The following is a 24,699-nucleotide window of genomic DNA, read 5'->3' as shown; positions in this document are numbered from 1 at the left end:
GCGCTTTACCGGCCCTGGAAGCGCGGCGCGCGTTTTTCGCGGAAGGCGCGCACGCCTTCGGTGAAATCCTCGCGCCGTGCGGTTTCCAGGAAGCAGGCGGTTTCTTCGGCCAGCTGCGTTTCCAGCGTGGCATGGGCGGCGTTGCGCAGCAGGTGCTTGGCGCCGGCGATACCGTGCGGCGCGTGGCTGGCCAGCTGTTGCGCGTAGGCCTGCGCTTGCGGCGTGAGCTGGCCGGCGTCGGCGATGCGGTTGACGAGTCCCCAGGCGTGCGCATCGGCGGCGCTGAAGGCGTCGTGGCGCAGCAGCAGGTCGAGCGCGCGGCGCGGGCCGAGCAGGCGGTTCAGGCCATGCGTCATGCCGGCATCGGGCGTGGCGCCGAGTTTCAGGTAGGCCGTCATGAAGCGCGTGTCGGCCTCGGCGATGGCGAGGTCGCAGGCCAGCGCCAGCGACAGGCCGGCGCCGGCCGCGACGCCGTGTATCTGCGCCAGCCACAGCTTGTCCATGCGCGCGACGTGCGCGACGAAATCGTTGAGCGGGGTGAACAGGGCGAGCAGTTTCGCGCGCACCGCGTTGACGTCGCCTTCGAACAGCGTGATGTCGCCGCCGGCGCAGAAGGCCTTGCCGGCGCCGCGCAGCAGCACGACGCGGATGTCGGCGCGCGTATCGAGCCATTGGGCGGCGCGCTGCAGGTCGAGCGCCATGGCGACGTCGATGGCGTTGAGCGTGGCGGGCTGGTTCAGCGTGAGCGTGGCGATGCCGTCGCCGGTTTCCAGCAGCAGGGTTGGAAAGACCGGAAGGGGTGGGTTCATGGCTTGTCTCCGTTATCGGGTAAATACCAACTTTCGATCCAAAAACCACGATGCTATGTTCGGAACCAAGCGCTTGCTCGGTTGCCGTCCGCCACACAAGCGTAACGCATAGAACGATTTTCCGGCGCTGTACAGCGTAGGTAAAGACAGGTTCGCCGCATCGCCTGCCTCGGGGCTACGCTGATTCACCGCCAATAGAAAAACAGCTTCGCGACCAAAGCGAGGAGACAAAGGTGGATCAATCCGACAGCCCTCCCTTGCTGGAGGTGGATGGGGTCACGTTGGCGTTCGGCGGGGTCAAGGCGCTGACGGGCGTGGGCTTTCGTGTCGCGCCCGGATCCATCACCACGGTCATCGGCCCCAACGGCGCGGGCAAGACCTCGCTGTTCAATACCATCTCGGGTTTCTACCGGCCAGCCGCGGGCACCATCCGCTTCCTGGGCCGCGACATCACGCGCGTGGCGGCGCCCGAGCGCGCCCGGCTGGGGCTGGCGCGCAGCTTCCAGAACATCGCGCTGTTCCGCGGCATGACGGTGCTGGACAACATCAAGCTGGGGCGCCACGCCCACCTGCGCACCAATGTGCTCGATGCGCTGCTGTACCTGGGCCGGGCGCGGCGCGAAGAGATGGCGCTGCGCGCCGATATCGAAGAACGCATCATCGACTTCCTGGAGATCGACCACATCCGCCATGCGCCGGTGGCGGCGCTGTCGTACGGGCTGCGCAAGCGGGTGGAGCTGGCGCGGGCGCTGGCGATGCAGCCCAAGGTGCTGATGCTGGACGAGCCGGTGGCGGGCATGAACCGCGAGGAGACCGACGACATGGCTCGCTTCATCCTCGATGCGCGCGCCGAGTGGGGCGTGACGGTGCTGATGGTGGAGCACGACATGGGCATGGTGATGGACCTGTCGGACCATGTGGTGGTGCTGAACTTTGGCCAGGTGATCGCCGATGGCACGCCGGCGGCGGTGCAGGCCGATCCCGAGGTCATCAAGGCCTATCTGGGCGCGGGTGACGTCGGCGACCTGCGCCGGCGGCTGCGCGAGGCGGCCTGATGGACGGCCTGTTCTTCCTGGAGGTGACGCTGGCCGGGCTGGGCAGCGGCGGCCTGTACGCGCTGGCGGCGCTGGCGTTCGTGATCGTCTACAAGGCGACGCGGGTGGTGAACATCGCCATCGGCGAATTCCTGATGATGGGCGCCTACGTGTTCTATGCGTTTGCCGCCGGCATGGCCTGGCCGGTGTGGGCGGCGATCGCCGGGGCGGTGGCGTTGTCTGCCGCGCTGGGCGCGGTGGTGGAGCGGGTGACGATCCGGCCGATGCTGGGCGAGTCACCGATCTCGGTGTTCATGATCACCGTGGGACTGGCGTCGATCCTGGTGGGCGTGGTGGAACTGATCTGGACCGCGGATCAGCGCCGCCTGCCGGAGTTCATGCCGCGCGCGCCGGTGATGGTGGGCGAGGCGTTTGTCGCGCCCAAGGTGTTCTATGGCTTCTGGGTGGCGCTGGCGCTGGTGTTGCTGGTGCTGGCGGTGTTCCGCTACTGGCGCGGCGGGGTGGCCCTGCGCGCCACCGCCTCGGACCAGGGAGCGGCCTACGCGATGGGCATCAACGTGCCGCGGGTGTTCTCGCTGTCGTGGGCGGCGGCGGGCGCGATCGCGGCGGTATCGGGGGTGATCGTGGGGGCGATCGGGGGGATCTCATCGTCGATGGGCGTGTTCGGCCTGTCGGTGCTGGTGGTGGTGATCGTGGGCGGGCTGGACAGCGTGGCGGGGGCCCTGGTGGGAGGCATTTTCATCGGGCTGCTGGAGGCCTGGGCCGGCGCCTACCTGGGCGGCGAATACAAACTGCTGGCGACCTTCGTGGTGCTGGTGGCGGTGCTGATGATGCGGCCCTATGGGCTGTTCGGCACGCGCGAAATCGAGAGGCTGTAGCCATGCGCATCGCGACCGCGAAAGAGACCTACCGGGCCGACGAGGCGCTGTTCGATACGGCAACCCAGCGGCTGTGGCTGGCGCTGCTGGCGGCGTCGCTGGCGCTGTTCCCGTTCGTGGCCGACGCCTACTGGCTGTACCTGGCGTGCCTGGTGGCGATCAACGTGGCCAGCGCCACGGGGCTGAACATCCTGACGGGATACACCGGGCTGGTGAGCCTGGGGCAGGCGGCGTTCATGGGGCTGGGCGCCTATACGGTGGCGGTGATGGAACTGCGGCTGGGCACGCCGGTGCTGCTGAATCTGCTGGGGGCCGGCGTGGTGGCGATGCTGGGCGGGCTGCTGGTGGGCATCCCTTCACTGCGGGTCAAGGGGCTGTACCTGGCGATCTCGACCATCGCGGCTTCGTTCATCGCGCACTTCGTGTTCGCGAATTGGGCCTTCACGGGCGGGACCGGCGGCTTGCAGGTGCCGCCGGCGCGGCTGCTGGGGATCGATCTGGACACGTCGTTCAAGATCTATTGGCTGATCGTGCCGTCGACGGTGCTGATGGTGCTGGGCGCGGCCAACCTGTTCCGCACGCGCATCGGCCGCGCCTTCATCGCGATACGCGACCGCGACATTTCCGCCGAGGTGCTGGGCATCCACCTGCTGCGCTACAAGCTGCTGTCGTTCGGGCTGTCGTCGTTCTATGCGGGCGTGGCGGGCGGGCTGTGGGCGTATTTCTTCCGCGTGGTCACGCCGGAGAGCTTTCCGCTGATCATGTCGATCTTCTTCCTGGCCGCGATCATCGTGGGCGGCATGGGGTCGATCCTGGGTTCCATCCTGGGCGCCGTGTTCATGACCATGGTGCCCGAACTGCTCAAGCTGGTGGTGGGCTGGCTGCCGGTGGGGGGCGATGCCCTGCGGCTGATATCGCCGGTGCGCACGATTGTGTTCGGCCTGCTGATCGTGGGCTTTCTGATCTTCGAGCCGCACGGGCTCGCGGAAATCTGGCGCCGCGCGCGCCGCTACTTCCATCTGTGGCCATTCCGCACCTAGACGGCGGCCGCGTATTCCCAAGAGAACCAGGAGACGAAACCATGAAGCGCATCCGGATAGGCAGCGGTTTATCGAAGTTGCTGGCCCCCTTGGGCGTGGCATTGGCGCTGGCCGCGGCGCCGGCGGCCCAGGCCGAGGAGGACCTGGTGCTGGGCGGCTCGATCCCGCTGAGCGGCGTGTTCGCGTTCGCCGGGCAGGGCATCCATGCCGGCATCACCGACTACGTCAAGATCGTCAATGACCAGGGCGGCGTCAAGGGCCGCAAGCTGCGCTACGTGCCGGAGGACACCGCCTATAAGGTGGATGCTTCGGTGGCGGCCTTCAAGAAGATCACCAGCCAGAACAAGGTCAATTTCTACTACGGTGATTCGACCGGGTTTTCCAAGACCATCAATGCCGAGCTCAACCGTTCGGGCAACATCCTCATGACGGGCGCGTCGTTCGCCACCGAGCTGAACGACCCGGCCAAGTATCCGGCGCAGTTCATGCTGGGGCCGGACTACACGGAGATGTTCGGCATCCTGTTGCGCTACATCGCCAAGGAAAAGCCGGGCGCCAAGGTGGCGTTCGTGTATTCGGATACCGAGTTCGGCCGCGACCCGATCGCCAGTTCGCGCGCGGTGGCGCAGAAGCTGGGGCTGACGGTGGCCACCGAGATCATGACGCCGCCGGGCAGCGTCGACGTGTCGACCGAGGTCATCAAGCTGCGCCGCGCCGATCCGGACTTCACCATTTTCCACGGCTACGTGCTGGCGCCGATTCCCGAGTTCGTCGGGCAGGGCAAGCGCATGGGGTTGAAGACGCGCTACATGGGCACGTTCTGGACCATGGACAACTCCACCGTGATGCAGATGGGCGAGGACGCCGAGGGCTTCATGGGCGTGATGCCGTACCGCTATTACTACGACGAGACGGCGGACGCGCCGATGCTTAAGAAGATCCGAGAGATGCGGCCGCAATACCAGAGCACCGGCTACATGCAGGGCTTCCTGGCGGCGATGCTGTTCACCGAGGTGGCCAAGCGCACGCTGGAGGCGGGCAAGGAGCTGACCAGCGCCAACATGAAGGCGGCGCTGGAGGGCATCAAGGACTTCGACACCGGCGGGCTGATCGGCGTGCCGATCACCATCAAGGGCAATTCGATTCCGGTGGGCCGCATCTATCGAGCCGATACCAAGCAGAAGCAGATGGTGCCGGCATCCGACTGGATCGTACTGCAGTGAGGCGCCCGTGAATCCCGGACACGCTGCGTTGCCGCCGACGGTGCTGGACATCAACAACATCGAGGTGGTCTACAACAAGGCGGTGCAGGTGCTGCGCGGCCTGTCGCTGTCGGTGCCGGCCGGCGCCATCGTGGCCCTGCTGGGCAGCAACGGCGCCGGCAAGTCGACCACGCTGAAGGCGGTGTCGCGCCTGCTCGACCTGGAGGATGGCGAGCTGGCGCGCGGGCGCATCCTGTTCGACGGCGGCGACACCGCGGGGGCGCGGCCGCAGAACCTGGTGCGCGCCGGGCTGGCGCATGTGATGGAAGGACGGCGCGTGTTCGAGGATCTGTCGGTCGAGGAGAACCTGGTGGCCGCGACCTATGCGCTGAGCGGCAGGTCCGGCGCCAAGGCCGATTTCGACCTGGTGTACGGATATTTTCCGCGGCTGTACGAACGCCGCCGCGGCCTGGCGGGCTATCTGTCGGGCGGCGAGCAGCAGATGCTGGCGATCGGGCGGGCGCTGATCGCGCAGCCCAAGCTGATGCTGCTGGACGAGCCGTCGCTGGGCTTGTCGCCGATGCTGGTGGAAACCATTTTTTCCATCATCGCGCGCATCAACCGCGAGCAGGGCGTGTCGATGCTGCTGGTCGAGCAGAACGCCTCGGTGGCGCTGGCGGTGGCGCATTATGGCTACATCATGGAGACCGGCAAGGTGGTGATCGACGGCACGGCCGAAAAGCTGGCGGCCGACCCCGACGTGCGCGAGTTCTACCTGGGCGTGGGCGGATCGGGCGAGGCGCGCGGCTTTCGCGACATCAAGCACTACAAGCGCCGCAAGCGCTGGCTGTCATGAACGGGCCGCTCGAATCCGCCCGCGCGCCTGAGGCCTGGCCGGCGCTGACGCTGCCGCAGATGCTGCGCGAGCAGGCGCGCCGGCAACCGGACGCCGTCGCGGTGCGGCAGAAGGATTTCGGCATCTGGCGGCCGGTGTCTTGGGCGGAGTACTGGCGCCGCGCCTGCCGTGTCGGGCTGGGCTTGCGGGCGGCCGGCCTGTCGCGCGGCGGGCGCGTGGCCATCGTTGCCGAGAACCGGCTGGAATGGCTGTTGACGCAGCTGGGCGCGGGCGCCGTCGGGGGCGTGGCGGTAGGGGTATACGCCACCAGCCCGGCCGAGGAAATGGGCTATGTGCTGGAGCATGCCGACGTCGAACTGGTAGTGTGCGAGGACCAGGAGCAGACCGACAAGGTGCTGCAGGTGGCGCACCGGCTGCCGCTGCTGCGGCGCATCGTGGTGATGGAGACCAAGGGCCTGCGTTCCTACGCGCCGGCCGAACGCGCCCGCATCGTCGCCTTCGCCGAGCTGGAGGCCGACGGCCAGCGGCAGGAGGCGGAAGGGTTGCAGGCGTTGAACGAGGTGCTGGACACGCAGGGGCTGGACGACCTGGGCCTGATGATCTACACCTCGGGTTCGACCGGCAAGCCCAAGGGCGCGATGCTCAGCTACCGCAACATGCGCGGCGTGGCGCCCGGCATTGCCGAGCGGCTGGGCATGGACGCGCGCAGCGTGCATCTGTCGTACCTGCCGCTGTGCCACGTGGCCGAGCAGATGCTGTCGACGTTCGTGCCGATCTACCTGGGGGCGCAGGTCAATTTCGGCGAGTCGATCCGCACGGTGCAGGAGGATTTGCGCGAAGTGGCGCCGACCGTGTTCCTGGGCGTGCCGCGCATCTGGGAAAAGCTGCACGCGTCCATCTCGATCAAGATGCAGGAAGCGGGGCGATTGCAGCAATGGCTGTACCGGCGCGCGTTGGCCGCGTGCGCGCCGTTCGCGCACAAGTCGGCGCGCCAGCGCGGCATGCGCGAGCGGATGACCTATGCGCTGTGGTACTGGCTGGTGTTGCGCGCCTTGCAGAATTTCATCGGCCTGCGGCGGGTACGGGTGGCGATGACCGGGGCGGCGCCGATCGCGCCCGAGGTGGTGCGCTACTTCCGCAATCTCGGCGTGCCGCTGGTGGAGGTATACGGCCTGACCGAGTCGACCGGCATGATCTTCGGCCAGCATCCGGACCGCGTGCAGGCGGGCACGGTGGGCGAGCCGATCCTGGGCGTGGATTGGCGCCTGGGCGAGCAGGGCGAATTGCAGGTGCGCGGCGAGATGGTGTTCGCCGGCTATTACAAGAACGAAACCGCCACCGCCCAGACCGTGCGCGACGGCTGGCTGCATACCGGCGACGTGGCCGAGGTTCGCGAGGGCCAGTTGCGCATCGTGGACCGCTTGAAGGACATCATGATCACCGCCGGCGGCAAGAACCTGACGCCGTCGGAGATCGAGAACGCGGTCAAGAGCAGCCCCTATGTGAAGGAATGCGTGATCGTGGCGGACGGCCGGCGCTATGTGGCGGCGCTGATCCAGCTGGAGTTCGAGACCGTGGGCAAGTGGGCCGAATCGCGCCGCATCGCCTTCACCCATTTCCGCTCGTTGGCCGAGTGCGCCGAGGTGCGCGAATTGGTGGCCGGCGAGGTGGCGCGCGCCAACGCGGGCCTGGCGCCGGTGGCGCAGATCAAGCGCTTCCATCTGCTGACCAAAGAGCTGGACCATGACGATGGCGAGGTGACCGCGACCATGAAGGTGCGCCGCGCCAGCATTTACCGCAGCTACGCGGACGAGATAGAACGGCTCTACGCCGAGGAGGCGCCAGCATGAACGAAGCGGTGATCGTGGAGGCGGTGCGCACGCCGTTCGGGCGTCGCGGCGGCTGGTGGGCCGACAAGCGGCCCGATGACCTGCTGGCCGAGGTGATCCAGGGCCTGCTGGCGCGCGCCGGTCTGCCGGGCGGCCAGGTGGACGATGTGATCGCCGGTTGCGTCAGCCAGGCGGGCGAGCAGGGCGCCAACATCGGCCGGCTGTCGGCCCTGCTGGCCGGCCTGCCGGAGACGGTGCCGGGCGTGGCCCTGAACCGCATGTGCGGTTCGAGCCAGCAGGCGGTGCATGCGGCGGCCCAGGCCATTGCCGCCGGCGATATGCGCTACGTGGTCGCCGGCGGCGTCGAGAGCATGAGCCGCGTGCCGATGTTCCTGGACGTGACCTTGGGCCAGCGCGAGTTCCGCGGCTTCGAGTCGCTCAATCCCGGACTGTTGCAGCGCTATCCGCTGATCCACCAGATCGAGAGCGCCGAACGCATCGCCGAGCAGTGGCAGCTGGGGCGGGCGGAACTGGATGCCTGGTCGATGCAGAGCCATGCGCGCGCCTGGGCGGCGGCCAGCGCCGGCCGCCACAGCGAATTGCTGCCGGGTCCGGCCGGGACGCCGGCGCGCGACGAGGGCATCCGCGAGCATGCCGATCCCGCCAAGATGGCCGCGCTGGCGCCTGCCCTGCGCCCGCCGGGGCAGGGCAACGTGACGGCGGCGCAGTCGAGCCAGCTGGCCGATGGCGCGGCGGCGGTGTTGCTGGCCGACCGCCAGGCCGCGCTGGCGGACGGGCTGCGGCCGCAGGCGCGCTTTCGCGCGCGGGTGGCGATCGGCTCGGATCCGGTGTTGCAGCTGACCGGCGTGATCGCCGCCACCGAGCGCGCCCTGGAGCGGGCCGGCCTGCGCCTGCGGGACATCGACTGGATCGAGATCAACGAGGCCTTTGCCAGCGTGGTGCTGGCCTGGTTGAAGACGCTGGATGCGGATCCGGCCAAGGTCAACCCATGGGGCGGCGCCATTGCCCACGGCCACCCGTTGGGCGCCACGGGCGCGGCGCTGATGGCCAAGATGCTGGCGGGCCTGCGCGCCACCGGCGGCCAGTTCGGCCTGCAGGTCATGTGCATCGGGCACGGCATGGCGACGGCGACCATCGTCGAACGGCTATGAACCGATCCGGCAAGGCCGCGGCGCAGGCGGCCCCGCAGGGCCACGAGGACGGCGCGGAATCGCTGCGCCGCGCCGAAGTGATCCTGACGGCGGCCCGGCTGTTCCGCAAGCACGGCTACGAACGCACCACCGTGCGTGAACTGGCGCGCGCCGTGGGCCTGCAATCGGGCAGCCTGTTCCATCATTTCCGCAGCAAGGAGGAAATCCTGGTGGCGGTGATGAACAACGGCATCCAGGAGGTGCTGGACGAAGGCCGCCAGGCGCTGGATCGTTACCGGACGCCGGCCGACCGGCTGGCGGCGCTGTTCCGCGTGCACATGTGGAGCATGCTGCATGGCGCTGGCGGCGATGCGATGAACGCGCTGGTCTACGAATGGCGCAGCCTGTCCGCGTCGAGCCAAGCCAGCGTCAAGGCGCTGAGCGACCGCTACGAGGCCATGTGGCAGGACGCGGTGGCGGCGGCGGTGGCCGCCGGCGTGCTGCGGGGCGATGCGCGCGTGATCAAGCGCTGCGTGCTGGGGGCGATGAACCTGACGGTGCAGTGGTACAAGCCGGAAGGCCGGTTGCGGCCGGCGGCGTTCATCGATGAGATGTTGCGGGCCAGCCTGCCGGCGCTGCCGGAGGGAGCGGGGCGCTGGCCGGTGGCCTAGGGCCGTCCCGTTGCGCAGGCTACGCCGCGCCCGGCCAGTAGTGGCTGTCCGGCAGCGCGCGGGCGCCAAAGATGGCCTGGCCGACGCGCACGACGGTGGCGCCTTCCTCGATGGCGATCTCGAAGTCGCCGGACATGCCCATCGACAGTTCATCCAGGCTGATGCCCGCCGGGGCATCCTGGCGCAGGCGGTCGCGCAGGCCGCGCAGCAGCACGAAGCACTGACGCACCCGCTCGGCCTCGCTGGAGAACAATGCCAGCGTCATGAAGCCGCGCACCCGCAATGAGGAAAACGCCGGCAGCGCCTGGATGAAGGCGGCGACATCGTCGGGCGCCAGGCCGTATTTGCTGGGCTCGCCGGAGGTGTTGACCTGCACGTAGACATCCAGCGCGCGGCCTTCGGCCTGCAGGCGGCGATCCAGCGCTTCGGCCAGGCGCAGGCTGTCCAGCGCCTGGAATTCGCTGGCGAACTGCGCCATCAGCTTGGCCTTGTTGGTCTGCAGGTGGCCGATCACCGACCAGCGCAGGTCGGGCAGGTCCGCGGTGTTCTGCCATTTGCGGTGGGCTTCCTGGATCTTGTTTTCGCCCAGCAGGCGGCAGCCCGCGGCATGGGCCAGCCGGATGCGCGATTCGTCCATGGTCTTGCTGACCGGCAGCAGCCGCACGCCGGCCGGGTCGCGGCCGACGCGCCGGCAGGCGGCGTCCATGCGCGCGTGGATGGCGGCCAGGTTGTGGCGGAAGTCCTCGACGCTCAGCGCCTGCGGATAGCGGCCGTGCTGGTCGTGGCGAGTCTGCGTGTCGGCGCCGCCAGGCGCGGCCTGGGCGGGATCGGTCGGGAGCGTCATCATTTCACCATTTCCTTGCCGGTGGCTTGGGGGCGCGGCAGATCAGTGTAGCGGGGCGGGCGCAGGCGTCGCGGCAGGCGGCCATTGAGCGCGGCATGGGCGAGCAGGCCGATCACCAGGCCCCAGAAGGCGCCGCCGATGCCGAACAGCTTGATGTTGGCCGCGGCCGCCAGGAAGGTGATCAGCGAGGCCTCGCGTGTTTTTGGATCGGCCAGGGCGCCGGCCAGGCTGCCGCCGATGGTGCCCAGCAGCGCCAGGCCCGCCAGGGTGGTGATGAAGGTGGCGGGCAGGGCCATGAACAGGGCGGCCAGCGTCACGCCGAACACGCCGACCAGGATGTAGAACAGGCCCGCGGCGATGCCGGCGATCCAGCGCTTGGACGGGTCGTCATGGGCTTCGCGGCCGGTGCAGATGGCGGCGGTGATCGCGGCCACGTTGAAGGCATGCGAGCCGAACGGCGCCATCAGCAGCGAGCCCAGGCCGGTGAGGGTGACGATGGGGTTGGCGCTGGTCTTGAAGCCGTCGTTGCGCAGCACCAGCATGCCCGGCATGTACTGCCCGGTCAGCGTGATCAGGAACAGCGGCAGCGCCACGCTCAGCAGGCCATTGAGCGAGAATGCGGGCGCGGTGAAGACCGGCGTGGCGAATTCCAGCCGCAGACCCGACAGGTCGAGCCTGTCCTGCAACAACAGCAGGGCCAGCCCCGACACCAGGATGCCGACCACGGCGTAGCGCGCGGTGTAGCGCTTGAGGGCGACGTAGGCCAGGATCAGCCAGCCCGTCAGCAACGGGTCCAGCGACATGCCGCCAAAGGCGCCGATGCCGAACGGCAGCAGGATGCCGGCCAACAGGCCGGCGGCCACGCCGGGCGGGATCAGGCGGATGGCCTTGTCGAAGCAGCCGGACAGCCCAAGCGCGACGAACGCGGCGGCGGAGATCAGGTAGGCGCCGACGGCTTCGGCGTAGGGCGTGGTGGCGAGCGCCGTGACCAGGAAGGCCGCGGCGGGCGTGGACCACGCGGTGATGATGGGTTCGCGCGCGGCCCAGCTCAGCAGGATGCCGGTGACGCCGACGCCGATGGACACCGACCAGACCCAGGAGGCGGTCAGCGCTGGACTGAGGCCGGCGACCTTGGCGGCCTGGAACACCAGGATGAAGGTGCCGCCATAGTTGACGATGACCGAGATCAGGCCGGCGACGACGGGATGGAGGAGATCGCGCGCGAGCAGGGGGGAAGCGCTGGGGGAAGACATGGGCGAGACAGGTTGGAAGGGTTGAGTGGCAAGCCACTTTGTAACGCCGTATTGGACTGTCTGGACCGTACACTTTGAGTGGTCTGGCCAGACCACTTTATTGCTCCCGGCGCGCTCGCCGCCGACTAGAATGGTCGGTCGTCATTGACGCTTTCATCGCCCTTGGGCAGACCGCATGAGCAAGACTTTCACGCTTGAGACACTGAAGATCCGCATGGGCGACGCGGACCTGGCGCCGCTCGACCTGCACCAGCGGATCCAGCGCGCGCTGCGCGCGCTGGTGCTGGACGGCGACCTGGATCCCGGCGTGAAGCTGCCCGCCACCCGCGCGCTGGCGCAGTCGCTCGGCGTGGCGCGCGACACGGTCGAAAACGCCTACGTGCAGTTGCAGCGCGATGGGTTCATCGCGCGGCGCAAGGGCTCGGGCAGCTATGTATCGGAAACCATCGGCACCGAACTGCGCGGTTCGGCGCGGCGTCGCGCGCTATCGCGGGAGCGCCGGCCGGCGTCGGCGCAATCGATCGCGCCGGCGGCCGGCCTGAGCCGGCGTGGCCGGGCGATCTTCGACAGCGGCGGCGTGGCCGACCAGCAATCGGTCCAGGCCTTCGCCACGGGGCTGCCCGAGACCCGCAGCTTTCCGCTCGCGGTCTGGGAGCGCTTGCAGCGGCAGGTACTGCGGGACCACCGCGGCCACGTGTTGCTGCATGGCGACCCGCAAGGCGCCGAGCCCCTGCGCCGCGCGATCGCCACCTACCTGAACCTGGAACGCGGCGCCAAGGTGCGCGCCGAGCAGATCGTGGTGCTGAGCAGCACGCGCCAGGCCCTGTTCCTGTGCGCGCAGTTGCTGGTGGATGCCGGCAAGCCGATCCTGCTGGAGAATCCCGGCTATTTCGGCGCGCGCAAGGCCTTCGAGTTCGCCGAGGCCCGCGTGGTGCCGGTCGACGTCGATGCGCAGGGCATCCGCACCGACCTGCTGCGCGCCGACCGCAGCGGCGCCGCGTGCGTCTACGTGACGCCTTCGCACCAGTATCCGACCGGCGCCACGCTATCGCTGGAGCGCCGGCTCGAACTGACACGCTGGGCGGCCGAGGGCGGCAGATGGATCATCGAGGACGACTACGACAGCGAATTCCACTACGACGGCCTGCCCACCGCCTGCGTGCAGGGGCTGGACAAGCACGGCCGCACGATCTACCTGGGCACGTTCAGCAAGACCCTGTACCCCGGCCTGCGGATGGGCTACATGGCCTTGCCGGAAGAACTGGTGTCGGCTTTCACCCGCGCGCGCAGCATTGTCGATGGCCATACGCCGCAGATCCTGCAGCTGACGCTGGCGCGTTTCATGGCCGACGGCCACTACAACGCCCACGTGCGCGCCATGCGCAAGCTGTATGCGGCGCGGCGCGAAGCCATGCTGGAAGCGGTCGGCCGGCACCTGGCGGGCGTGGCGCGGGCGTTGCGGCCGGAGGGGGGATTGCAGGTGCCGTGCCTGCTGGAACCGGGCTGGTCCGAAGCGGACACGATCCGCCGGGCGGCGGCGGCCGGCCTGGCGCTGCCGGGACTGGGGCGCCTGTATGCCGGCACGCCCGCGTTGCAGGGCTGGCTGCTGGGCTATGCCTCGCTCAGCGCGCACGAGATCGATCTTGCCATGCGGCGCCTGGCGGCGGCCCTGGGCGGGAAGTAGGGGGCGGGGGGACGCGCCGGCGCCAGAGAGGCGCGGGACCACGGGGTCCGTCGGCGCTAGGCCTTGCGCTTGAGGAAGGCGCCGACGCCGCAGGCCACCGCGATCGCCAGCAGGGCGCCGGCGATGGTCAGGAGGAAATCGGCTTCGCCATGATAGCCGCCGCCGGTCACGCCGCCGGCGACGCTGCCCATCCACAGGACCGCCGTGACCAGCGCGCCCGTGATCGACAGCGCGGTGGCCAGGCACAGGGCGATGAACAGCGGCGCGCGGCGCACGGGCGCCGCGGCGCCGTGGTAGCCGCCGCGGGCGCGACGCGGTTGCATCACCATGTAGAACAGGGCGGCAACCACCGCCGCCAGCATCAGGATCTTGAGGATCACGATGCCGACCGCGTCTTAGTCTTCACGGCGCAGGTGCGGGAAGAGGATGACGTCGCGGATGCTGGGGCTGTCGGTCAGCAGCATCACCAGGCGGTCGATGCCGATGCCGCAGCCGCCCGTCGGGGGCATGCCGTATTCCAGCGCGCGGATGTAGTCGGCGTCGTAGTACATCGCTTCCTCGTCGCCGGCGTCCTTGGCCTCGACCTGCGAGCGGAAACGCTCGGCCTGGTCTTCGGGATCGTTCAGCTCGGAGAAGCCGTTGGCGATCTCGCGGCCCGTCATGAACAGCTCGAAGCGCTCGGTGATGCCCTCGCGGGTATCGGAGGCACGCGCCAGCGGCGACACCTCGACCGGGTAGTCGATGATGTAGGTGGGGTTCCACAGCTTGGCTTCGGCCGTTTCCTCGAACAGCGCCAATTGCAGCGCGCCCAGGCCGGCGCGCGCCAGCACCGGGCCATCGGCATCGGCGCCCAGCTTCTTGAGTTCGGCGCGCACGAAGGCGACGTCGTCCAGTTGCGCCTGGGTGTAGCCGGGGGCGTACTTGAGGATGGCTTCGCAGATGGTCAGGCGGTCGAACGGCTTGGACAGATCCAGCTCGCGTTCCTGGTAGGTCAGCACGGCGCTGCCGGTGGCCGAGATGGCGGCCTGGCGGATCAGTTCCTCGGTGAAGTCCATCAGCCAGCGGTAGTCCGCGAAGGCCGCGTAGAACTCCATCATCGTGAATTCCGGGTTGTGGCGCGGGCTCACGCCTTCATTGCGGAAGTTGCGGTTGACTTCGAACACGCGTTCGAAGCCGCCGACGATGAGGCGCTTGAGATAGAGCTCGGGCGCGATGCGCAGGAACATTTCCATGTCCAGCGCGTTGTGGTGCGTGACGAAGGGCTTGGCCGCCGCGCCGCCCGGAATCGGGTGCAGCATGGGCGTTTCGACTTCGAGGAAGCCGGCGTTCAGCATGAACTGGCGGATGCTGCCCATGGCCTTGCTGCGCGCCTCGAAGGTGCGGCGCGTGGCGTCGGTCATGATGAGGTCGACGTAGCGCTGGCGGTAGCGCAGTTCCTGGTCGGCCACGCCGTGGAACTTGTCCGGCAGCGGGCGCAGCGACTTGGACAGCAGGCGCGCCGTGGCGGCGTGCACCGACAGTTCGCCCTTGTTGGTCTTGAAGACCGACCCTTCGACCGCGATGATGTCGCCGATGTCCCATTGCTTGAACGCGGCGTAGCTGTCTTCGCCCAGCGTGCCGCGGTCCAGGTAGATCTGGATGCGGCCGGTGCTGTCCTGCAGCGTGGCGAAGCTGGCCTTGCCCATGACGCGCTTGAGCATCATGCGGCCGGCGACCTTGACGGTGACGGGCGCGGCGGCCAGGGCTTCCTGCTCCTGGTCGTCGTACTTGTCGTGCAGGGCCGCGGCGCGGGCGTCGGGGACGAAATCGTTGGGATACGCGACCCCGGTCTCGCGCAGTTTGGCCAGCTTGGCGCGCCGTTCGGCGATCAAGCGGTTTTCATCCTGGGCGGTTGCCGGAGCGGTCGTGTGGTCGGTCATGGTCGGGGGATCAGTCGTAATTGCGGATGTCGTCGATTTCGGTGGTGCCGAAGTCGTCGCGATCCAGGTAGGCGAGGATGCGGGAGGCCACGTTGGCGGGCGAGGACAGTTTGCCGCTGGCGTGGAAGTCCTGGAACTTGGCCAGCGCCGGGAAGCTCTTGGGGTCGCTGGAACGGATGGCGGCCTGCATGTCGGTGTCGACGATGCCGGGGGCCAGCGAGACGACGCGCGCGCCGCCTTCGCCCTGTTCCTGCTTGACCACGCGCGAGTACATGTCGAGCGCGGCCTTGGTGGCGCAGTACACGCCCCAGCCGGCATTGGGATTGCGGCCGGCGCCGGACGAGATGTTGAGCACGCGGCGGTCGGCCTTGAGGTCCGCGACCGCGGCCAGGAAGCGCGCGGTCAGCAGCATCACGGCCGTCACGTTCAGGTTGAAGGCCGCGGCAATCGCCGGGCCGTCGATCAGCGCGTCGGTGCCGGACACGGGATGCACGGTGCCGGCGTTGTTGATCAGCAGATAGCGGCCGGCGTCGCGCGGCAGCGCGTCGCAGATGCGGCGCGCGGCCGCTTCCGCCGCGGCCAGGTCCGACAGGTCCACGGACAACTGTTCAAGCTGCGCGTCCTGCGAGCGGGCGTAGGCGGCCAGCTCGGGGTCTTCGCGGCGCGCCAGGGTGATCAGGCGGGTGCCCGGTTTGGCCAGGCCGCGCGCCATGGCGGCGCCGATGCCGCGCGAGGCGCCGGTGAGAATTGCGATGGTGTCGGACATGCGTGGACCCTCGGGGGACGGTGGACGGAAGTATCGCGGAACTTACACGCCTTGCTTGAGGCTGGCCTGGATGAAGGGATCCAGGTCGCCGTCCAGCACTTTCTGCGTGTTGGAGATTTCGACGTTGGTGCGCAGGTCCTTGATGCGGCTCTGGTCCAGCACGTACGAGCGGATCTGGTGGCCCCAGCCCACGTCGGTCTTGGAGTCTTCCAGCTTTTGCTGCTCGGCCATGCGGTTGCGCATTTCCAGTTCGTACAGCTTGGACTTGAGCATCTGCATCGCTTCGGCGCGGTTGCGGTGCTGCGAGCGGTCGTTCTGGCACTGCACCACGATGCCGGTCGGGATGTGCGTCAGGCGCACCGCCGAGTCGGTCTTGTTGATGTGCTGGCCGCCCGCGCCCGAGGCGCGATAGGTGTCCACGCGCAGGTCGGCCGGGTTCACTTCGACTTCGAAGGAATCGTCGACCTCGGGGTAGACGAAGACGCTGGCGAACGAGGTGTGGCGGCCGCCCGAGGAGTCGAACGGGCTCTTGCGCACCAGGCGGTGCACGCCGGTTTCCGTGCGCAGGTAGCCGAAGGCGTATTCGCCCTCGAGCTTGATGGTGGCGGACTTGATGCCGGCGACTTCGCCCTCGGATTCTTCCAGCACTTCGGCCTTGAAGCCCTTGCGCTCGGCGTACTTGAGGTACTGGCGCAGCAGCATCGAGGCCCAGTCCTGCGCTTCCGTGCCGCCCGCGCCGGCCTGGATGTCCAGGAAGCAGTTCAGCGGATCGGCCGGGTTGGAGAACATGCGGCGGAATTCGAGGCTTTCCAGCTTTTCCTGGAAGCCGTTGGCGTCCAGCTCGATGGATTCGAGGGTGGCGTCGTCGTTGTCGGCGGCGGCCAGCTCGAACAGCTCGTTGGAGTCGGCCAGGCCCGTGCCCAGGCCGGTGAGCGTTTCCACCACGTCTTCGAGGGCTTTCTTTTCACGGCCCAGGTCCTGGGCGTGCTTGGGGTCGTTCCAGACCGCCGGGTCTTCGAGCTCGGCGTTTACGACTTGCAGGCGTTCGGCTTTGGCATCGTAGTCAAAGATACCTCCGTAGAGCCTGTTCGCGCTCCGCGTAGTCGGCGAGGCGGGCTGCGAGCTGGTTCTGACGTTCGGCTTCCATGATGATTCCTGATGACTTTTGTGCGAAACCGGACATTTTACCGTGGTTGGGGCCACCCTGTGGGCCCTGCCGCGGAATGGGAGGGACGGATCGAAGCGAAAACACACTAGGGGTTTGCACGCACAGCGGCAAGTTGTTCAGTTTTTTGTCAACTACGGGGTTCTAGGCTTGATGCGCCGGTCCATGCGTCCCCTCGGGGGCGGCGGGACCGCGCAAGCCGCCGGCAGACAGAGCCGGCCTGTCCCGTTAGAGGAGGAGACATTGATGGAACACACTATGGCCCCCGGGGTCTCGCCGGCGATCCCGGCGGCTGAGGAGGACCGGATCTATCGCAAAGTGGGGTGGCGGCTGGTGCCGCTGTTGGTCGTCTGCTACGTCGTGGCCTACCTGGACCGCGTCAACGTGGGCTTCGCCAAGCTGCAGATGCTGCAGGAACTCCAGTTCAGCGAGACGGTGTACGGCTTGGGCGCGGGGATATTCTTCATCGGCTATTTCCTGTTCGAGATCCCCAGCAACATCATCCTGCACAAGGTCGGCGCGCGGGTCTGGATCGCGCGCATCATGATCACCTGGGGCATCATCTCGGCCTGCATGATGTTTGTGACCAGCGTGCACATGTTCTATTTCCTGCGTTTCCTGCTGGGCGCGGCCGAGGCCGGGTTCTTCCCGGGCATCATCCTTTACCTGACCTACTGGTATCCCGCCGCCCGGCGCGGGCGCATCACCACCTTCTTCATGACCGCGGTGCCGATGTCCGGCCTGATCGGCGGCCCGATCTCCGGCTGGATCATGAATACCTTCCACGGCGACCACGGCCTGTCGGGCTGGCAATGGCTGTTCCTGCTCGAAGGCATCCCGTCGGTGATCATCGGCGTGCTGGTGCTGATGTACCTGGATGACCGCATCAACAAGGCCAAGTGGCTGACCGCCAATGAAAAGGCGGTGCTGATCCGCAATATCGCGGCCGAGGAGCAGCACAAGGAAGACCCGCCGATCCGCGCCGCGCTGGCGCATCCGCGCGTGTGGGCGATGGCGCTGATCTACTTCTCGTTCGTGATGGGGCTGTACGGGGTGGGGTTCTGGATGCCGACGCTGATCAAGAGCACCGGCGTGCAAAGCCCGCTGGCGATCGGCCTGCTGACGGCGGTGCCCAACCTGTTCGCGGTGATCGGCATGATCCTGATCGCGCGCAACTCCGACCGCAACCGCGAGCGCCGCTGGCACGTGGCCATCCCGGCCCTGTGCGGCGCGCTGGGGTTGCTGTTCTCGGCGATCTGGAGCGGCAACACGGTGCTGGCCATCCTGGCGCTGACGGTGGCCAACATCGGCATCTGCACGGTGCTGCCGCTGTTCTGGAGCCTGCCGACCGCGCTGCTGGGCGGCACGGCGGCTGCTGCCGGGATCGCGCTGATCAACTCCGTGGGCAACCTGGCGGGCTTCGTCAGTCCCTACCTGGTGGGCTGGCTCAAGGACATGACCGGCACCACCAATACCGGCCTGTACATGCTGTCGGCGTGCCTGGTGATTGGCGCGCTGGTGGCGTTGGCGCAACCGGCCAGGCTGGTCAACAAGTAGCCGCGCGCGCGCCGCGCGGCGGGGTCGGCAAAAGAAAATGGGCGCATCCTCGCGGATGCGCCCATTTTTATTCGGTATCGGCGAGAAGGCCTTTTGCCGCCGGGCCGCCCCAAGGCAAAAGCGCCCCCTCGGGGGGCAGCTAGCCCGCGCAGCGGGCGCGGCGTGGGGGCAACCTTTTGCCGCCGGGCCGCCCCAAGGCAAAAGCGCCCCCTCGGGGGGCAGCTAGCCCGCGCAGCGGGCGCGGCGTGGGGGCAACCTTTTGCCGCCGGGCCGCCCCAAGGCAAAAGCGCCCCCTCGGGGGGGCAGCTAGCCCGCGCAGCGGGCGCGGCGTGGGGGCAACTTTTGCCGCCGGGCCGCCCCAAGGCAAAAGCGCCCCCTCGGGGGGCAGCTAGCCCGCGCAGCGGGCGCGGCGTGGGGGCAACATCATGCAGCGTGTTCGATTACCAGCTGCACCGACACCATCCCGTTCCACACATTCTGCTCCAGCCGGTAGGCCGCCTGGATGCGTTCGGGCAGCGACTGATCGTGGCCGAACCAGATGGCGTCGAAGCGCTGCTGGCCGCGTTCGAGCGACAGTTTCAGGTGTTTCTCGCCGACCAGGCGCTGGTTGCGCACCACGAACTCGTCCAGGAACAGCGGCGCGGCGAAACCCGCGCCCCACACCTGTTGCTGCAACAGGCCGGCAACCTCGGCATTGGCGTAGCCGGATTCCAGCGAGCCATCGGTCTCGATGACCGGCTCGAAGCTGTCGCGACCGGTCAGTTCGCGCACGGCCGCGTCGAAGGCGGGGGCGAAGGCCGGGAAGTCGTTGCGGCCCAGCGTCAGGCCGGCCGCCATGGCGTGGCCGCCGAACTTGCGGATCAGGTTGGGGTGGCGCTTGGACACCAGGTCGAGCACGTCGCGCAGGTGCACGTCGGGAATCGAACGGCCCGAGCCGCGGATTTCGTCGTCGCCGGCCGGGGCGAAGGCCAGGGTGGGGCGCCAGAATTTCTCTTTCAGGCGCGAGGCCACCAGGCCCACCACGCCCTGGTGCCAGCCCGGGTCGAACACGCAGACCGTGGCGCCGGGCGCGGCGTCGGGCGCCTCCATGGCGGCCAGCGCCTGTTCGCGCATCTCGGCCTCGATGCTGCGGCGCTCGCGGTTGATGTTGTCCAGTTCGCGCGCCATTTCCAGCGCCTGGGCCTCGTCGTCGGTGGTCAGGCAGGCGATGCCCAGGCTCATGTCGGCCAGCCGGCCGGCGGCGTTGATGCGCGGGCCCAGCGCGAAGCCCAGGTCGAAGCCGTTGGCGCTGCGCGGCTCGCGCCCGGCCACGGCGAACAGGGCGCGCAGCCCGGGTTGCAGGCGGCCGCTGCGCATGCGTTGCAGCCCCTGGGTCACCAGCAGGCGGTTGTTGGCGTCCAGCTTGACCACGTCGGCCACCGTGCCCAGCGCCACCAGGTCGGACAGCGCGTCCAGGCGCGGCCCGCCATCGGGGGCGTAGACGCCGCGGCGGCGCAGTTCGGCGCGCAGCGCCAGCATCATGTAGAAGATGACGCCGACGCCCGCCAGGTTCTTGGACGGGAAGCCGCAGCCCGGCTGGTTCGGATTGACGATGGCCAGGGCGTCCGGCAGCGTGTCGCCGGGCAGGTGGTGGTCGGTGATGACCACGCCGATGCCGGCGGCGTTGGCCGCGGCCACGCCGTCGACGCTGGCGATGCCGTTGTCCACGGTGATGATGATGTCGGGCTTGCCGGCGCGATGGCGGCAGGCCAGCTCGACCACGGCGGGCGACAGGCCGTAGCCGGTCTCGAAGCGGTTGGGCACCAGGAAGTCGACGTCGGCGCCCATGGCTGACAGGGCGCGCAGGCCGACGGCGCAGGCGGTGGCGCCGTCGCAGTCATAGTCGGCCACGATCAGCAGCTTCTTGCCGGCCTGGATGGCGTCGGCCAGCACGCCGGCGGCGTGGGTCGAATGGGTCAGGCCGGCCGGCGGCAGCAACGAGGGCCAGGCCAGCCTGGTCTGGTCGGGATGGACGACGCCGCGCGCGGCCCACAGGCGCGCCAGCAGGGGATGGATGCCCGAGGCTTCCAGGACATGGCAGGCGGCGAGGTCGGCGCGGCGGACGGTTAAGCGGGGTGAGACCACCAGGCGCTCCAGTTTTTCTTGGGCGCGGGCAGCAAGCCGAGCAGGCCCCCGCGCGGTTTCAGGGTGAGGGTGGCGCTGCGATCGTCGCCCAGCAGCAGCAGTTCGGCGGGCGCGTCCGGCAGGCCCTTGGGACCGGCCAGCGCTTGCAGGCGCCGGTCGAGCGCGGCCAGGGCGTCGAGCCAGGCGGCCCAGTCGCCGGCGCGCTGCGCAGCGTCCAGCTCGGTCATGACCTGTTCCGGGCCGGCCGGGCGCATGGTCCAGGGCGTGCCGCCGCCATACAGCCAGAGGGCGTTGACCGGCGGCAGGCCGCGCGCGGCGCGGGCCTCGTTGGCCGGGTGCTCGTGCCACGACATCTGGATCTCATTGAGCAGGCGGCGCCATGGCCGGGTTTCGGCATCCTGGCGCCACCAGTCGTTCAGGCGCTGGCCGGCCACCGCCAGGGGGCTGGCGGTCTGCGGCCGCAGGCCGTCCGGCAGGCGCAGGCGCCAGCGGGAGGCCGACAGCGCCTGGACCGCGAAGCCGGTGTCTTCGAACAGGGGGCGGGCGGTGTCCAGCAGCGCGGCGGTTTCGTCGTCGCGCAGTTCCATCAGGGCGGGATCGAGCAGGGTGGCCTGGTCGGTGCCCAGGGCCAGGTGGACCAGTTCGGCCAGCCAGACAGGGCCGTCTGCGGGCTGGCCGGCGGCCAGCAGCGGGCCCAGTCCGGCGCCCGGCAGCAGGCCGGCCTCGGGCGTGTAGCCCGCCCGGCGCAGTTGCCAGGCTTCGAACGCGGTGCAGCCCTGGGTACGGATATCGTGGGCCTGGACCCGGGCGCTGCCGGCCTGCAGCCAGCGGTGCAGGGTGGGCGCGCGCTGGGGCAGCAGTTTGGCCAGTTCCGCGGCGACGGGAAGGGCGGGCAAGGCGCCCGGGATGACGATCAGCATGGGCAGGATTGTAGACGCAGGCCGGCATGGGAACTAAGCCCGGCTCCGACTGCCATAGCTTGTCACGGCTTGTCTTGCCTTCCCGCATTCCGGGGACGGTTTTACGGCCGGTTAATGCCATAATGCGCTCGTGCTGAAAATACCCTACGAACTCTGGATCGGCGCCCGCTATGCCGGGTTGGCCCGGATCCGCCAGCGACGCGGCCGCCGCGATCGCTTCATCTCTTTCATCGCGGCCAGTTCCATGGCCGGCATCGCGCTGGGCGTCGCCGCCCTGATCGTGGTGCTGTCGGTCATGAACGGCTTCCAGAAAGAGGTCCGTGACCGCATGCTGTCGGTGCTGCCGCACATCGAACTCTACATTCCCGGCGCCGCGCCCGAGCGCGTGCTGGAACAATGGCAGCAGTTCGCCGATGCCGCCAAACGCAATCCCGAGGTCAAGGCCGGCGCGCCGTTCGTGGCCGCGCAAGGCATGCTGGTGCGCGGCCAGGCGCTGCGCGGGGTGCAGGTGCGCGGCATCGACCCGGCCACCGAAGGCAACGTGTCCGACCTGCCGCGGCAGATGGTGTCGGGCAAGCTGGCCGACCTGAAACCGGGCGGCTTCGGCGTGGTGCTGGGCAACGAGCTGGCCGACGGCATGGGCGTGAAGGTGGGCGATACGCTGCTGATGCTGGCGCCGCAAGGCTCGATCAGCCCGGCCGGCTTCGCGCCGCGCATGCGCCAGTTCACCGTGGTGGGCGTGTTCTCTTCGGGCCACTACGAATATGATTCCTCGCTGGCCTTCGTCGACAACGAAGACGCCGCCAAGGTGTTCCGCGACAGCGGCACCGCCGGCGTGCGCCTGCGCATCGCCGACATGCAGAAGGCCCCCGAAGTCGCGGCCGAGCTGCGCAACGTGCTGCCGCCGTACGTCATGGCCAGCGACTGGTCGCGCAACAACCGCACCTGGTTCGCCGCCGTGCAGACCGAAAAGCGCATGATGTTCCTGATCCTGGCGCTGATCGTCGCGGTGGCCGCGTTCAACCTGCTGTCGTCGCTGGTGATGGCGGTCAAGGACAAGCAGTCGGACATCGCCATCCTGCGCACGCTGGGCGCCGGACCGGGCGAAGTGGCCCGCATCTTCCTGGTGCAGGGCGCGCTGATCGGCGTCATCGGCACGCTGCTGGGCGTGGCCGGCGGCATCCTCATCGCCTACAACGTCGACGTGATCGTGCCGTTCATCGAGCGCCTGCTGGGCGTGCACTTCCTGCCGCGCGAAATCTATTTCATCAGCGCCTTGCCGTCCGATCCGCAGGTGGGCGACATCGTGACCATCGGCGTGACCTCCCTGGTGCTGTCGCTGCTGGCGACCTTGTATCCCAGTTGGCGCGCCTCGCGCCTGCAACCCGCACAGGTGCTGCGCCATGATTGATTCCCTGTCCCCGGCACTGCAGGCCGATGATCTCGTCAAGATCTACGACGAGGGTCCGGCCCGCATCGAGGTGCTGAGCAACGTCAGCCTGAGCGTGGCGCGCGGCGAGATGGTCGCCATCGTCGGCGCGTCCGGCTCCGGCAAGAGCACCCTGCTGCACATCCTGGGCCTGCTGGACGTGCCCACCAGCGGCTCGGTCGCGGTCGATGGGCAACTGGCCGTCGGCCTTTCCGAAGCGAAGAAGAGCCAGGTGCGCAACCGCAGCCTGGGCTTCGTCTACCAGTTCCACCATCTGTTGCCGGAATTCTCGGCGCTGGACAACGTGGCCATGCCGCTGATCGTGCGGCGCGAGAACCGCGACAAGGCCCGCGCGGCGGCGCGCGAGGTGCTGGGCCTGGTGGGCCTGGCGGCGCGCGAAGGCCACTTCCCCGGCCAGCTGTCGGGCGGCGAGCGCCAGCGCGTGGCGCTGGCGCGCGCGCTGGTGACGCGGCCGGTCTGCGTGCTGGCCGACGAGCCCACCGGCAACCTCGACCGCCACACCGCCCACAACATGTTCGAGCTGCTGACCCGCGTCAACCGCGAGTCGGGCACGGCGTTTGCGATCGTCACCCACGATCCCGAGCTGGCGGCGCGCGCCGATCGCCAGCTGCTGATGGAAAACGGCCGGCTGGTCTCGGGCTGAGGCCTGCCCGCGGGCCGGGCGGCGCGATGATTGAGCAGGAAACCGGGGCAAGGAGGCCGCGCCCATGCTGATCGACACCCATTGCCACCTGGATGCCGCCGAGTTCGATGCCGACCGCCCCGAGGTGGCCGCGCACGCGCTCGACTCCGGCGTGCAGGCCATTGTCATTCCCGCCATCGAACGCGCCAATTTTGCCGTCGTGCGGGACCTTGCCGCACAGGTCGCCGGCGGCGCCTACGCGCTGGGCATCCATCCCCTTTACGTGCAGCGCGCCGATGACGCCGACCTGGACGCCTTGCGCGAGGCCATCCGGCAAGCGCTGGGCGATCCGCGCTTCGTGGCCATCGGCGAGATCGGGCTGGATTTCTTCGTGCCTGAAATCGCTTCGGGCGAGCCGCGCGCGCGCCAGGAGCGTTTCTACGCCGCCCAGTTGGCCATGGCGGCGGAATTCAAGCTGCCGGTGCTGCTGCACGTGCGCAAGTCGCAGGACTTCCTGCTCAAGTACCTGCGGCGCCACGACCGTATCGGCGGCATCGCGCACGCCTTCAACGGCAGCGCGCAGCAGGCCCAGGCCTTTGTCGAACAGGGCTTCGCGCTGGGGCTGGGCGGCGCCATGACCTACGAGCGGGCGCTGCAGATCCGCCGCCACGCCACCGACGTCGACCTGCGCCACCTGGTGCTGGAGACCGACGCGCCGGACATCCCGCCGGCCTGGCTGCACCCGCCGCGGCGGCGCAACCGGCCGGGCGAGTTGGCGCGCATTGCCCAGGTGCTGGCCGAACTACGCGGAATCACGCCGGCGCAGGTGGCGCAGGCGACCACGGCCAATGCCTTGCGGGTATTGCCGCGGCTGTCGGCAGCGATCCTGGCGGACGACTGAGAC

At 68.8% G+C, this 24,699-nt stretch carries 22 protein-coding genes; 13 read left to right on the top strand and 9 right to left on the bottom strand.

Annotation, left to right across the window (positions count from 1 at the left end):
• Positions 1 to 5 precede the first annotated feature (5 nt).
• The gene (locus ACVN9Z_RS25010; RefSeq protein ID WP_150100678.1) at positions 6 to 809 is read right to left on the bottom strand and encodes an enoyl-CoA hydratase/isomerase family protein; all 804 of its coding nucleotides are present in this window, start codon (positions 807 to 809) and stop codon (positions 6 to 8) included.
• A 257-nt stretch (positions 810 to 1,066) separates the two neighbouring features.
• Between ACVN9Z_RS25010 and ACVN9Z_RS25005 the strand changes: the two genes are divergently transcribed.
• The 8 genes from ACVN9Z_RS25005 to ACVN9Z_RS24970 are packed head-to-tail and all read left to right on the top strand — an operon-like array spanning position 1,067 to position 9,491.
• Positions 1,067 to 1,864: an ABC transporter ATP-binding protein gene (locus ACVN9Z_RS25005; RefSeq protein ID WP_169538040.1), complete on the top strand. Its 798-nt coding sequence runs from the start codon at positions 1,067 to 1,069 to the stop codon at positions 1,862 to 1,864.
• On the top strand, positions 1,864 to 2,742 hold the full coding sequence (locus ACVN9Z_RS25000; RefSeq protein WP_076410094.1) for a branched-chain amino acid ABC transporter permease: 879 nt from the start codon (positions 1,864 to 1,866) through the stop codon (positions 2,740 to 2,742). The genes ACVN9Z_RS25005 and ACVN9Z_RS25000 overlap by 1 nt, the downstream gene beginning before the upstream one ends.
• A gap of 2 nt (positions 2,743 to 2,744) precedes the next feature.
• Positions 2,745 to 3,782 carry a branched-chain amino acid ABC transporter permease gene (locus ACVN9Z_RS24995; RefSeq protein WP_458212782.1) on the top strand — a complete coding sequence of 346 codons (1,038 nt, stop codon included), beginning with the start codon at positions 2,745 to 2,747 and terminating at the stop codon, positions 3,780 to 3,782.
• A gap of 41 nt (positions 3,783 to 3,823) precedes the next feature.
• Positions 3,824 to 5,005: an ABC transporter substrate-binding protein gene (locus ACVN9Z_RS24990; RefSeq protein ID WP_241061117.1), complete on the top strand. Its 1,182-nt coding sequence runs from the start codon at positions 3,824 to 3,826 to the stop codon at positions 5,003 to 5,005.
• Between the two features lie 40 nt (positions 5,006 to 5,045).
• Positions 5,046 to 5,840, top strand: coding sequence for an ABC transporter ATP-binding protein (locus ACVN9Z_RS24985; protein ID WP_026384304.1), 795 nt, complete (start codon positions 5,046 to 5,048; stop codon positions 5,838 to 5,840).
• Positions 5,837 to 7,690, top strand: a complete 1,854-nt coding sequence (locus tag ACVN9Z_RS24980; protein ID WP_458212781.1) for an AMP-dependent synthetase/ligase — start codon at positions 5,837 to 5,839, stop codon at positions 7,688 to 7,690. Before ACVN9Z_RS24985 ends, ACVN9Z_RS24980 begins: the two co-directional genes overlap by 4 nt.
• Positions 7,687 to 8,841 (top strand): thiolase family protein, encoded by a 1,155-nt coding sequence (locus ACVN9Z_RS24975; RefSeq protein ID WP_047991160.1) that lies wholly within the window; start codon positions 7,687 to 7,689, stop codon positions 8,839 to 8,841. The genes ACVN9Z_RS24980 and ACVN9Z_RS24975 overlap by 4 nt, the downstream gene beginning before the upstream one ends.
• Positions 8,838 to 9,491 (top strand): TetR/AcrR family transcriptional regulator, encoded by a 654-nt coding sequence (locus ACVN9Z_RS24970; protein ID WP_006386150.1) that lies wholly within the window; start codon positions 8,838 to 8,840, stop codon positions 9,489 to 9,491. Before ACVN9Z_RS24975 ends, ACVN9Z_RS24970 begins: the two co-directional genes overlap by 4 nt.
• Positions 9,492 to 9,510: 19 nt before the next feature.
• On the opposite strand, the gene ACVN9Z_RS24965 is transcribed toward ACVN9Z_RS24970, so the two are convergent.
• Both ACVN9Z_RS24965 and ACVN9Z_RS24960 read right to left on the bottom strand, forming a co-directional pair.
• Positions 9,511 to 10,338: a YggS family pyridoxal phosphate-dependent enzyme gene (locus ACVN9Z_RS24965; RefSeq protein ID WP_020928314.1), complete on the bottom strand. Its 828-nt coding sequence runs from the start codon at positions 10,336 to 10,338 to the stop codon at positions 9,511 to 9,513.
• Entirely contained in the window at positions 10,335 to 11,588 is a 1,254-nt protein-coding gene (locus ACVN9Z_RS24960) for a benzoate/H(+) symporter BenE family transporter (protein WP_172999567.1), read from the bottom strand. The genes ACVN9Z_RS24965 and ACVN9Z_RS24960 overlap by 4 nt, the downstream gene beginning before the upstream one ends.
• A gap of 175 nt (positions 11,589 to 11,763) precedes the next feature.
• Here ACVN9Z_RS24960 and pdxR point away from each other — a divergent pair, with 175 nt between their 5' ends.
• Entirely contained in the window at positions 11,764 to 13,272 is a 1,509-nt protein-coding gene (gene pdxR, locus ACVN9Z_RS24955) for a MocR-like pyridoxine biosynthesis transcription factor PdxR (protein ID WP_049053728.1), read from the top strand.
• A gap of 56 nt (positions 13,273 to 13,328) precedes the next feature.
• Here the strand turns inward: pdxR and ACVN9Z_RS24950 are convergent, their stop codons facing one another.
• The 4 genes from ACVN9Z_RS24950 to prfB all read right to left on the bottom strand — a co-directional run bounded on the left by ACVN9Z_RS24950 (position 13,329) and on the right by prfB (position 17,104).
• Positions 13,329 to 13,652 (bottom strand): hypothetical protein, encoded by a 324-nt coding sequence (locus ACVN9Z_RS24950; protein ID WP_020928310.1) that lies wholly within the window; start codon positions 13,650 to 13,652, stop codon positions 13,329 to 13,331.
• 15 nt (positions 13,653 to 13,667) lie between these two features.
• The gene (gene lysS, locus ACVN9Z_RS24945) at positions 13,668 to 15,191 is read right to left on the bottom strand and encodes a lysine--tRNA ligase (RefSeq protein ID WP_006386145.1); all 1,524 of its coding nucleotides are present in this window, start codon (positions 15,189 to 15,191) and stop codon (positions 13,668 to 13,670) included.
• A 10-nt stretch (positions 15,192 to 15,201) separates the two neighbouring features.
• Positions 15,202 to 15,957: an SDR family oxidoreductase gene (locus ACVN9Z_RS24940; protein ID WP_054443669.1), complete on the bottom strand. Its 756-nt coding sequence runs from the start codon at positions 15,955 to 15,957 to the stop codon at positions 15,202 to 15,204.
• A gap of 42 nt (positions 15,958 to 15,999) precedes the next feature.
• Positions 16,000 to 17,104 (bottom strand): peptide chain release factor 2 gene (gene prfB, locus ACVN9Z_RS24935; RefSeq protein ID WP_102949866.1). Its coding sequence is split into 2 segments (ribosomal slippage): positions 16,000 to 17,022 and positions 17,024 to 17,104, totalling 1,104 coding nucleotides; the frame shifts between segments, so codons are not numbered across the junction.
• A 264-nt stretch (positions 17,105 to 17,368) separates the two neighbouring features.
• On the opposite strand from prfB, the gene ACVN9Z_RS24930 reads away from it, so the two are divergent.
• On the top strand, positions 17,369 to 18,679 hold the full coding sequence (locus tag ACVN9Z_RS24930) for an MFS transporter (protein WP_006386142.1): 1,311 nt from the start codon (positions 17,369 to 17,371) through the stop codon (positions 18,677 to 18,679).
• Between the two features lie 423 nt (positions 18,680 to 19,102).
• On the opposite strand, the gene recJ is transcribed toward ACVN9Z_RS24930, so the two are convergent.
• Positions 19,103 to 20,803: a single-stranded-DNA-specific exonuclease RecJ gene (recJ, locus tag ACVN9Z_RS24925; protein ID WP_006386141.1), complete on the bottom strand. Its 1,701-nt coding sequence runs from the start codon at positions 20,801 to 20,803 to the stop codon at positions 19,103 to 19,105.
• Entirely contained in the window at positions 20,785 to 21,723 is a 939-nt protein-coding gene (locus ACVN9Z_RS24920; RefSeq protein ID WP_024069420.1) for a Regulatory protein, RpfE type, read from the bottom strand. Before ACVN9Z_RS24920 ends, recJ begins: the two co-directional genes overlap by 19 nt.
• 178 nt (positions 21,724 to 21,901) lie before the next feature.
• On the opposite strand from ACVN9Z_RS24920, the gene ACVN9Z_RS24915 reads away from it, so the two are divergent.
• The 3 genes from ACVN9Z_RS24915 (at position 21,902) to ACVN9Z_RS24905 (ending at position 24,696) form a co-directional block, all read left to right on the top strand.
• On the top strand, positions 21,902 to 23,134 hold the full coding sequence (locus ACVN9Z_RS24915; RefSeq protein WP_230846718.1) for a lipoprotein-releasing ABC transporter permease subunit: 1,233 nt from the start codon (positions 21,902 to 21,904) through the stop codon (positions 23,132 to 23,134).
• On the top strand, positions 23,127 to 23,816 hold the full coding sequence (locus ACVN9Z_RS24910) for an ABC transporter ATP-binding protein (RefSeq protein ID WP_006384955.1): 690 nt from the start codon (positions 23,127 to 23,129) through the stop codon (positions 23,814 to 23,816). The genes ACVN9Z_RS24915 and ACVN9Z_RS24910 overlap by 8 nt, the downstream gene beginning before the upstream one ends.
• Before the next feature lie 64 nt (positions 23,817 to 23,880).
• The gene (locus tag ACVN9Z_RS24905) at positions 23,881 to 24,696 is read left to right on the top strand and encodes a TatD family hydrolase (RefSeq protein ID WP_458212780.1); all 816 of its coding nucleotides are present in this window, start codon (positions 23,881 to 23,883) and stop codon (positions 24,694 to 24,696) included.
• Positions 24,697 to 24,699 lie beyond the last annotated feature (3 nt).

The organism is Achromobacter sp. KK8 (assembly GCF_054188005.1).
Note: the sequence above shows the minus strand (reverse complement) of the source record. Positions and strands in the feature narration are given on the sequence as shown.

Bases quoted from the DNA above. Each gene is read 5' to 3' on its own strand.
- ACVN9Z_RS25010 (WP_150100678.1), bottom strand. From the start codon at position 809: ATGAACCCACCCCTTCCGGTCTTTCCAACCCTGCTGCTGGAAACCGGC.
- ACVN9Z_RS25000 (WP_076410094.1), top strand. From the start codon at position 1,864: ATGGACGGCCTGTTCTTCCTGGAGGTGACGCTGGCCGGGCTGGGCAGC.
- ACVN9Z_RS24995 (WP_458212782.1), top strand. From the start codon at position 2,745: ATGCGCATCGCGACCGCGAAAGAGACCTACCGGGCCGACGAGGCGCTG.
- ACVN9Z_RS24990 (WP_241061117.1), top strand. From the start codon at position 3,824: ATGAAGCGCATCCGGATAGGCAGCGGTTTATCGAAGTTGCTGGCCCCC.
- ACVN9Z_RS24980 (WP_458212781.1), top strand. From the start codon at position 5,837: ATGAACGGGCCGCTCGAATCCGCCCGCGCGCCTGAGGCCTGGCCGGCG.
- ACVN9Z_RS24975 (WP_047991160.1), top strand. From the start codon at position 7,687: ATGAACGAAGCGGTGATCGTGGAGGCGGTGCGCACGCCGTTCGGGCGT.
- ACVN9Z_RS24970 (WP_006386150.1), top strand. From the start codon at position 8,838: ATGAACCGATCCGGCAAGGCCGCGGCGCAGGCGGCCCCGCAGGGCCAC.
- ACVN9Z_RS24965 (WP_020928314.1), bottom strand. From the start codon at position 10,338: ATGATGACGCTCCCGACCGATCCCGCCCAGGCCGCGCCTGGCGGCGCC.
- ACVN9Z_RS24960 (WP_172999567.1), bottom strand. From the start codon at position 11,588: ATGTCTTCCCCCAGCGCTTCCCCCCTGCTCGCGCGCGATCTCCTCCAT.
- pdxR (WP_049053728.1), top strand. From the start codon at position 11,764: ATGAGCAAGACTTTCACGCTTGAGACACTGAAGATCCGCATGGGCGAC.
- lysS (WP_006386145.1), bottom strand. From the start codon at position 15,191: ATGACCGACCACACGACCGCTCCGGCAACCGCCCAGGATGAAAACCGC.
- ACVN9Z_RS24940 (WP_054443669.1), bottom strand. From the start codon at position 15,957: ATGTCCGACACCATCGCAATTCTCACCGGCGCCTCGCGCGGCATCGGC.
- ACVN9Z_RS24930 (WP_006386142.1), top strand. From the start codon at position 17,369: ATGGAACACACTATGGCCCCCGGGGTCTCGCCGGCGATCCCGGCGGCT.
- ACVN9Z_RS24920 (WP_024069420.1), bottom strand. From the start codon at position 21,723: ATGCTGATCGTCATCCCGGGCGCCTTGCCCGCCCTTCCCGTCGCCGCG.
- ACVN9Z_RS24910 (WP_006384955.1), top strand. From the start codon at position 23,127: ATGATTGATTCCCTGTCCCCGGCACTGCAGGCCGATGATCTCGTCAAG.
- ACVN9Z_RS24905 (WP_458212780.1), top strand. From the start codon at position 23,881: ATGCTGATCGACACCCATTGCCACCTGGATGCCGCCGAGTTCGATGCC.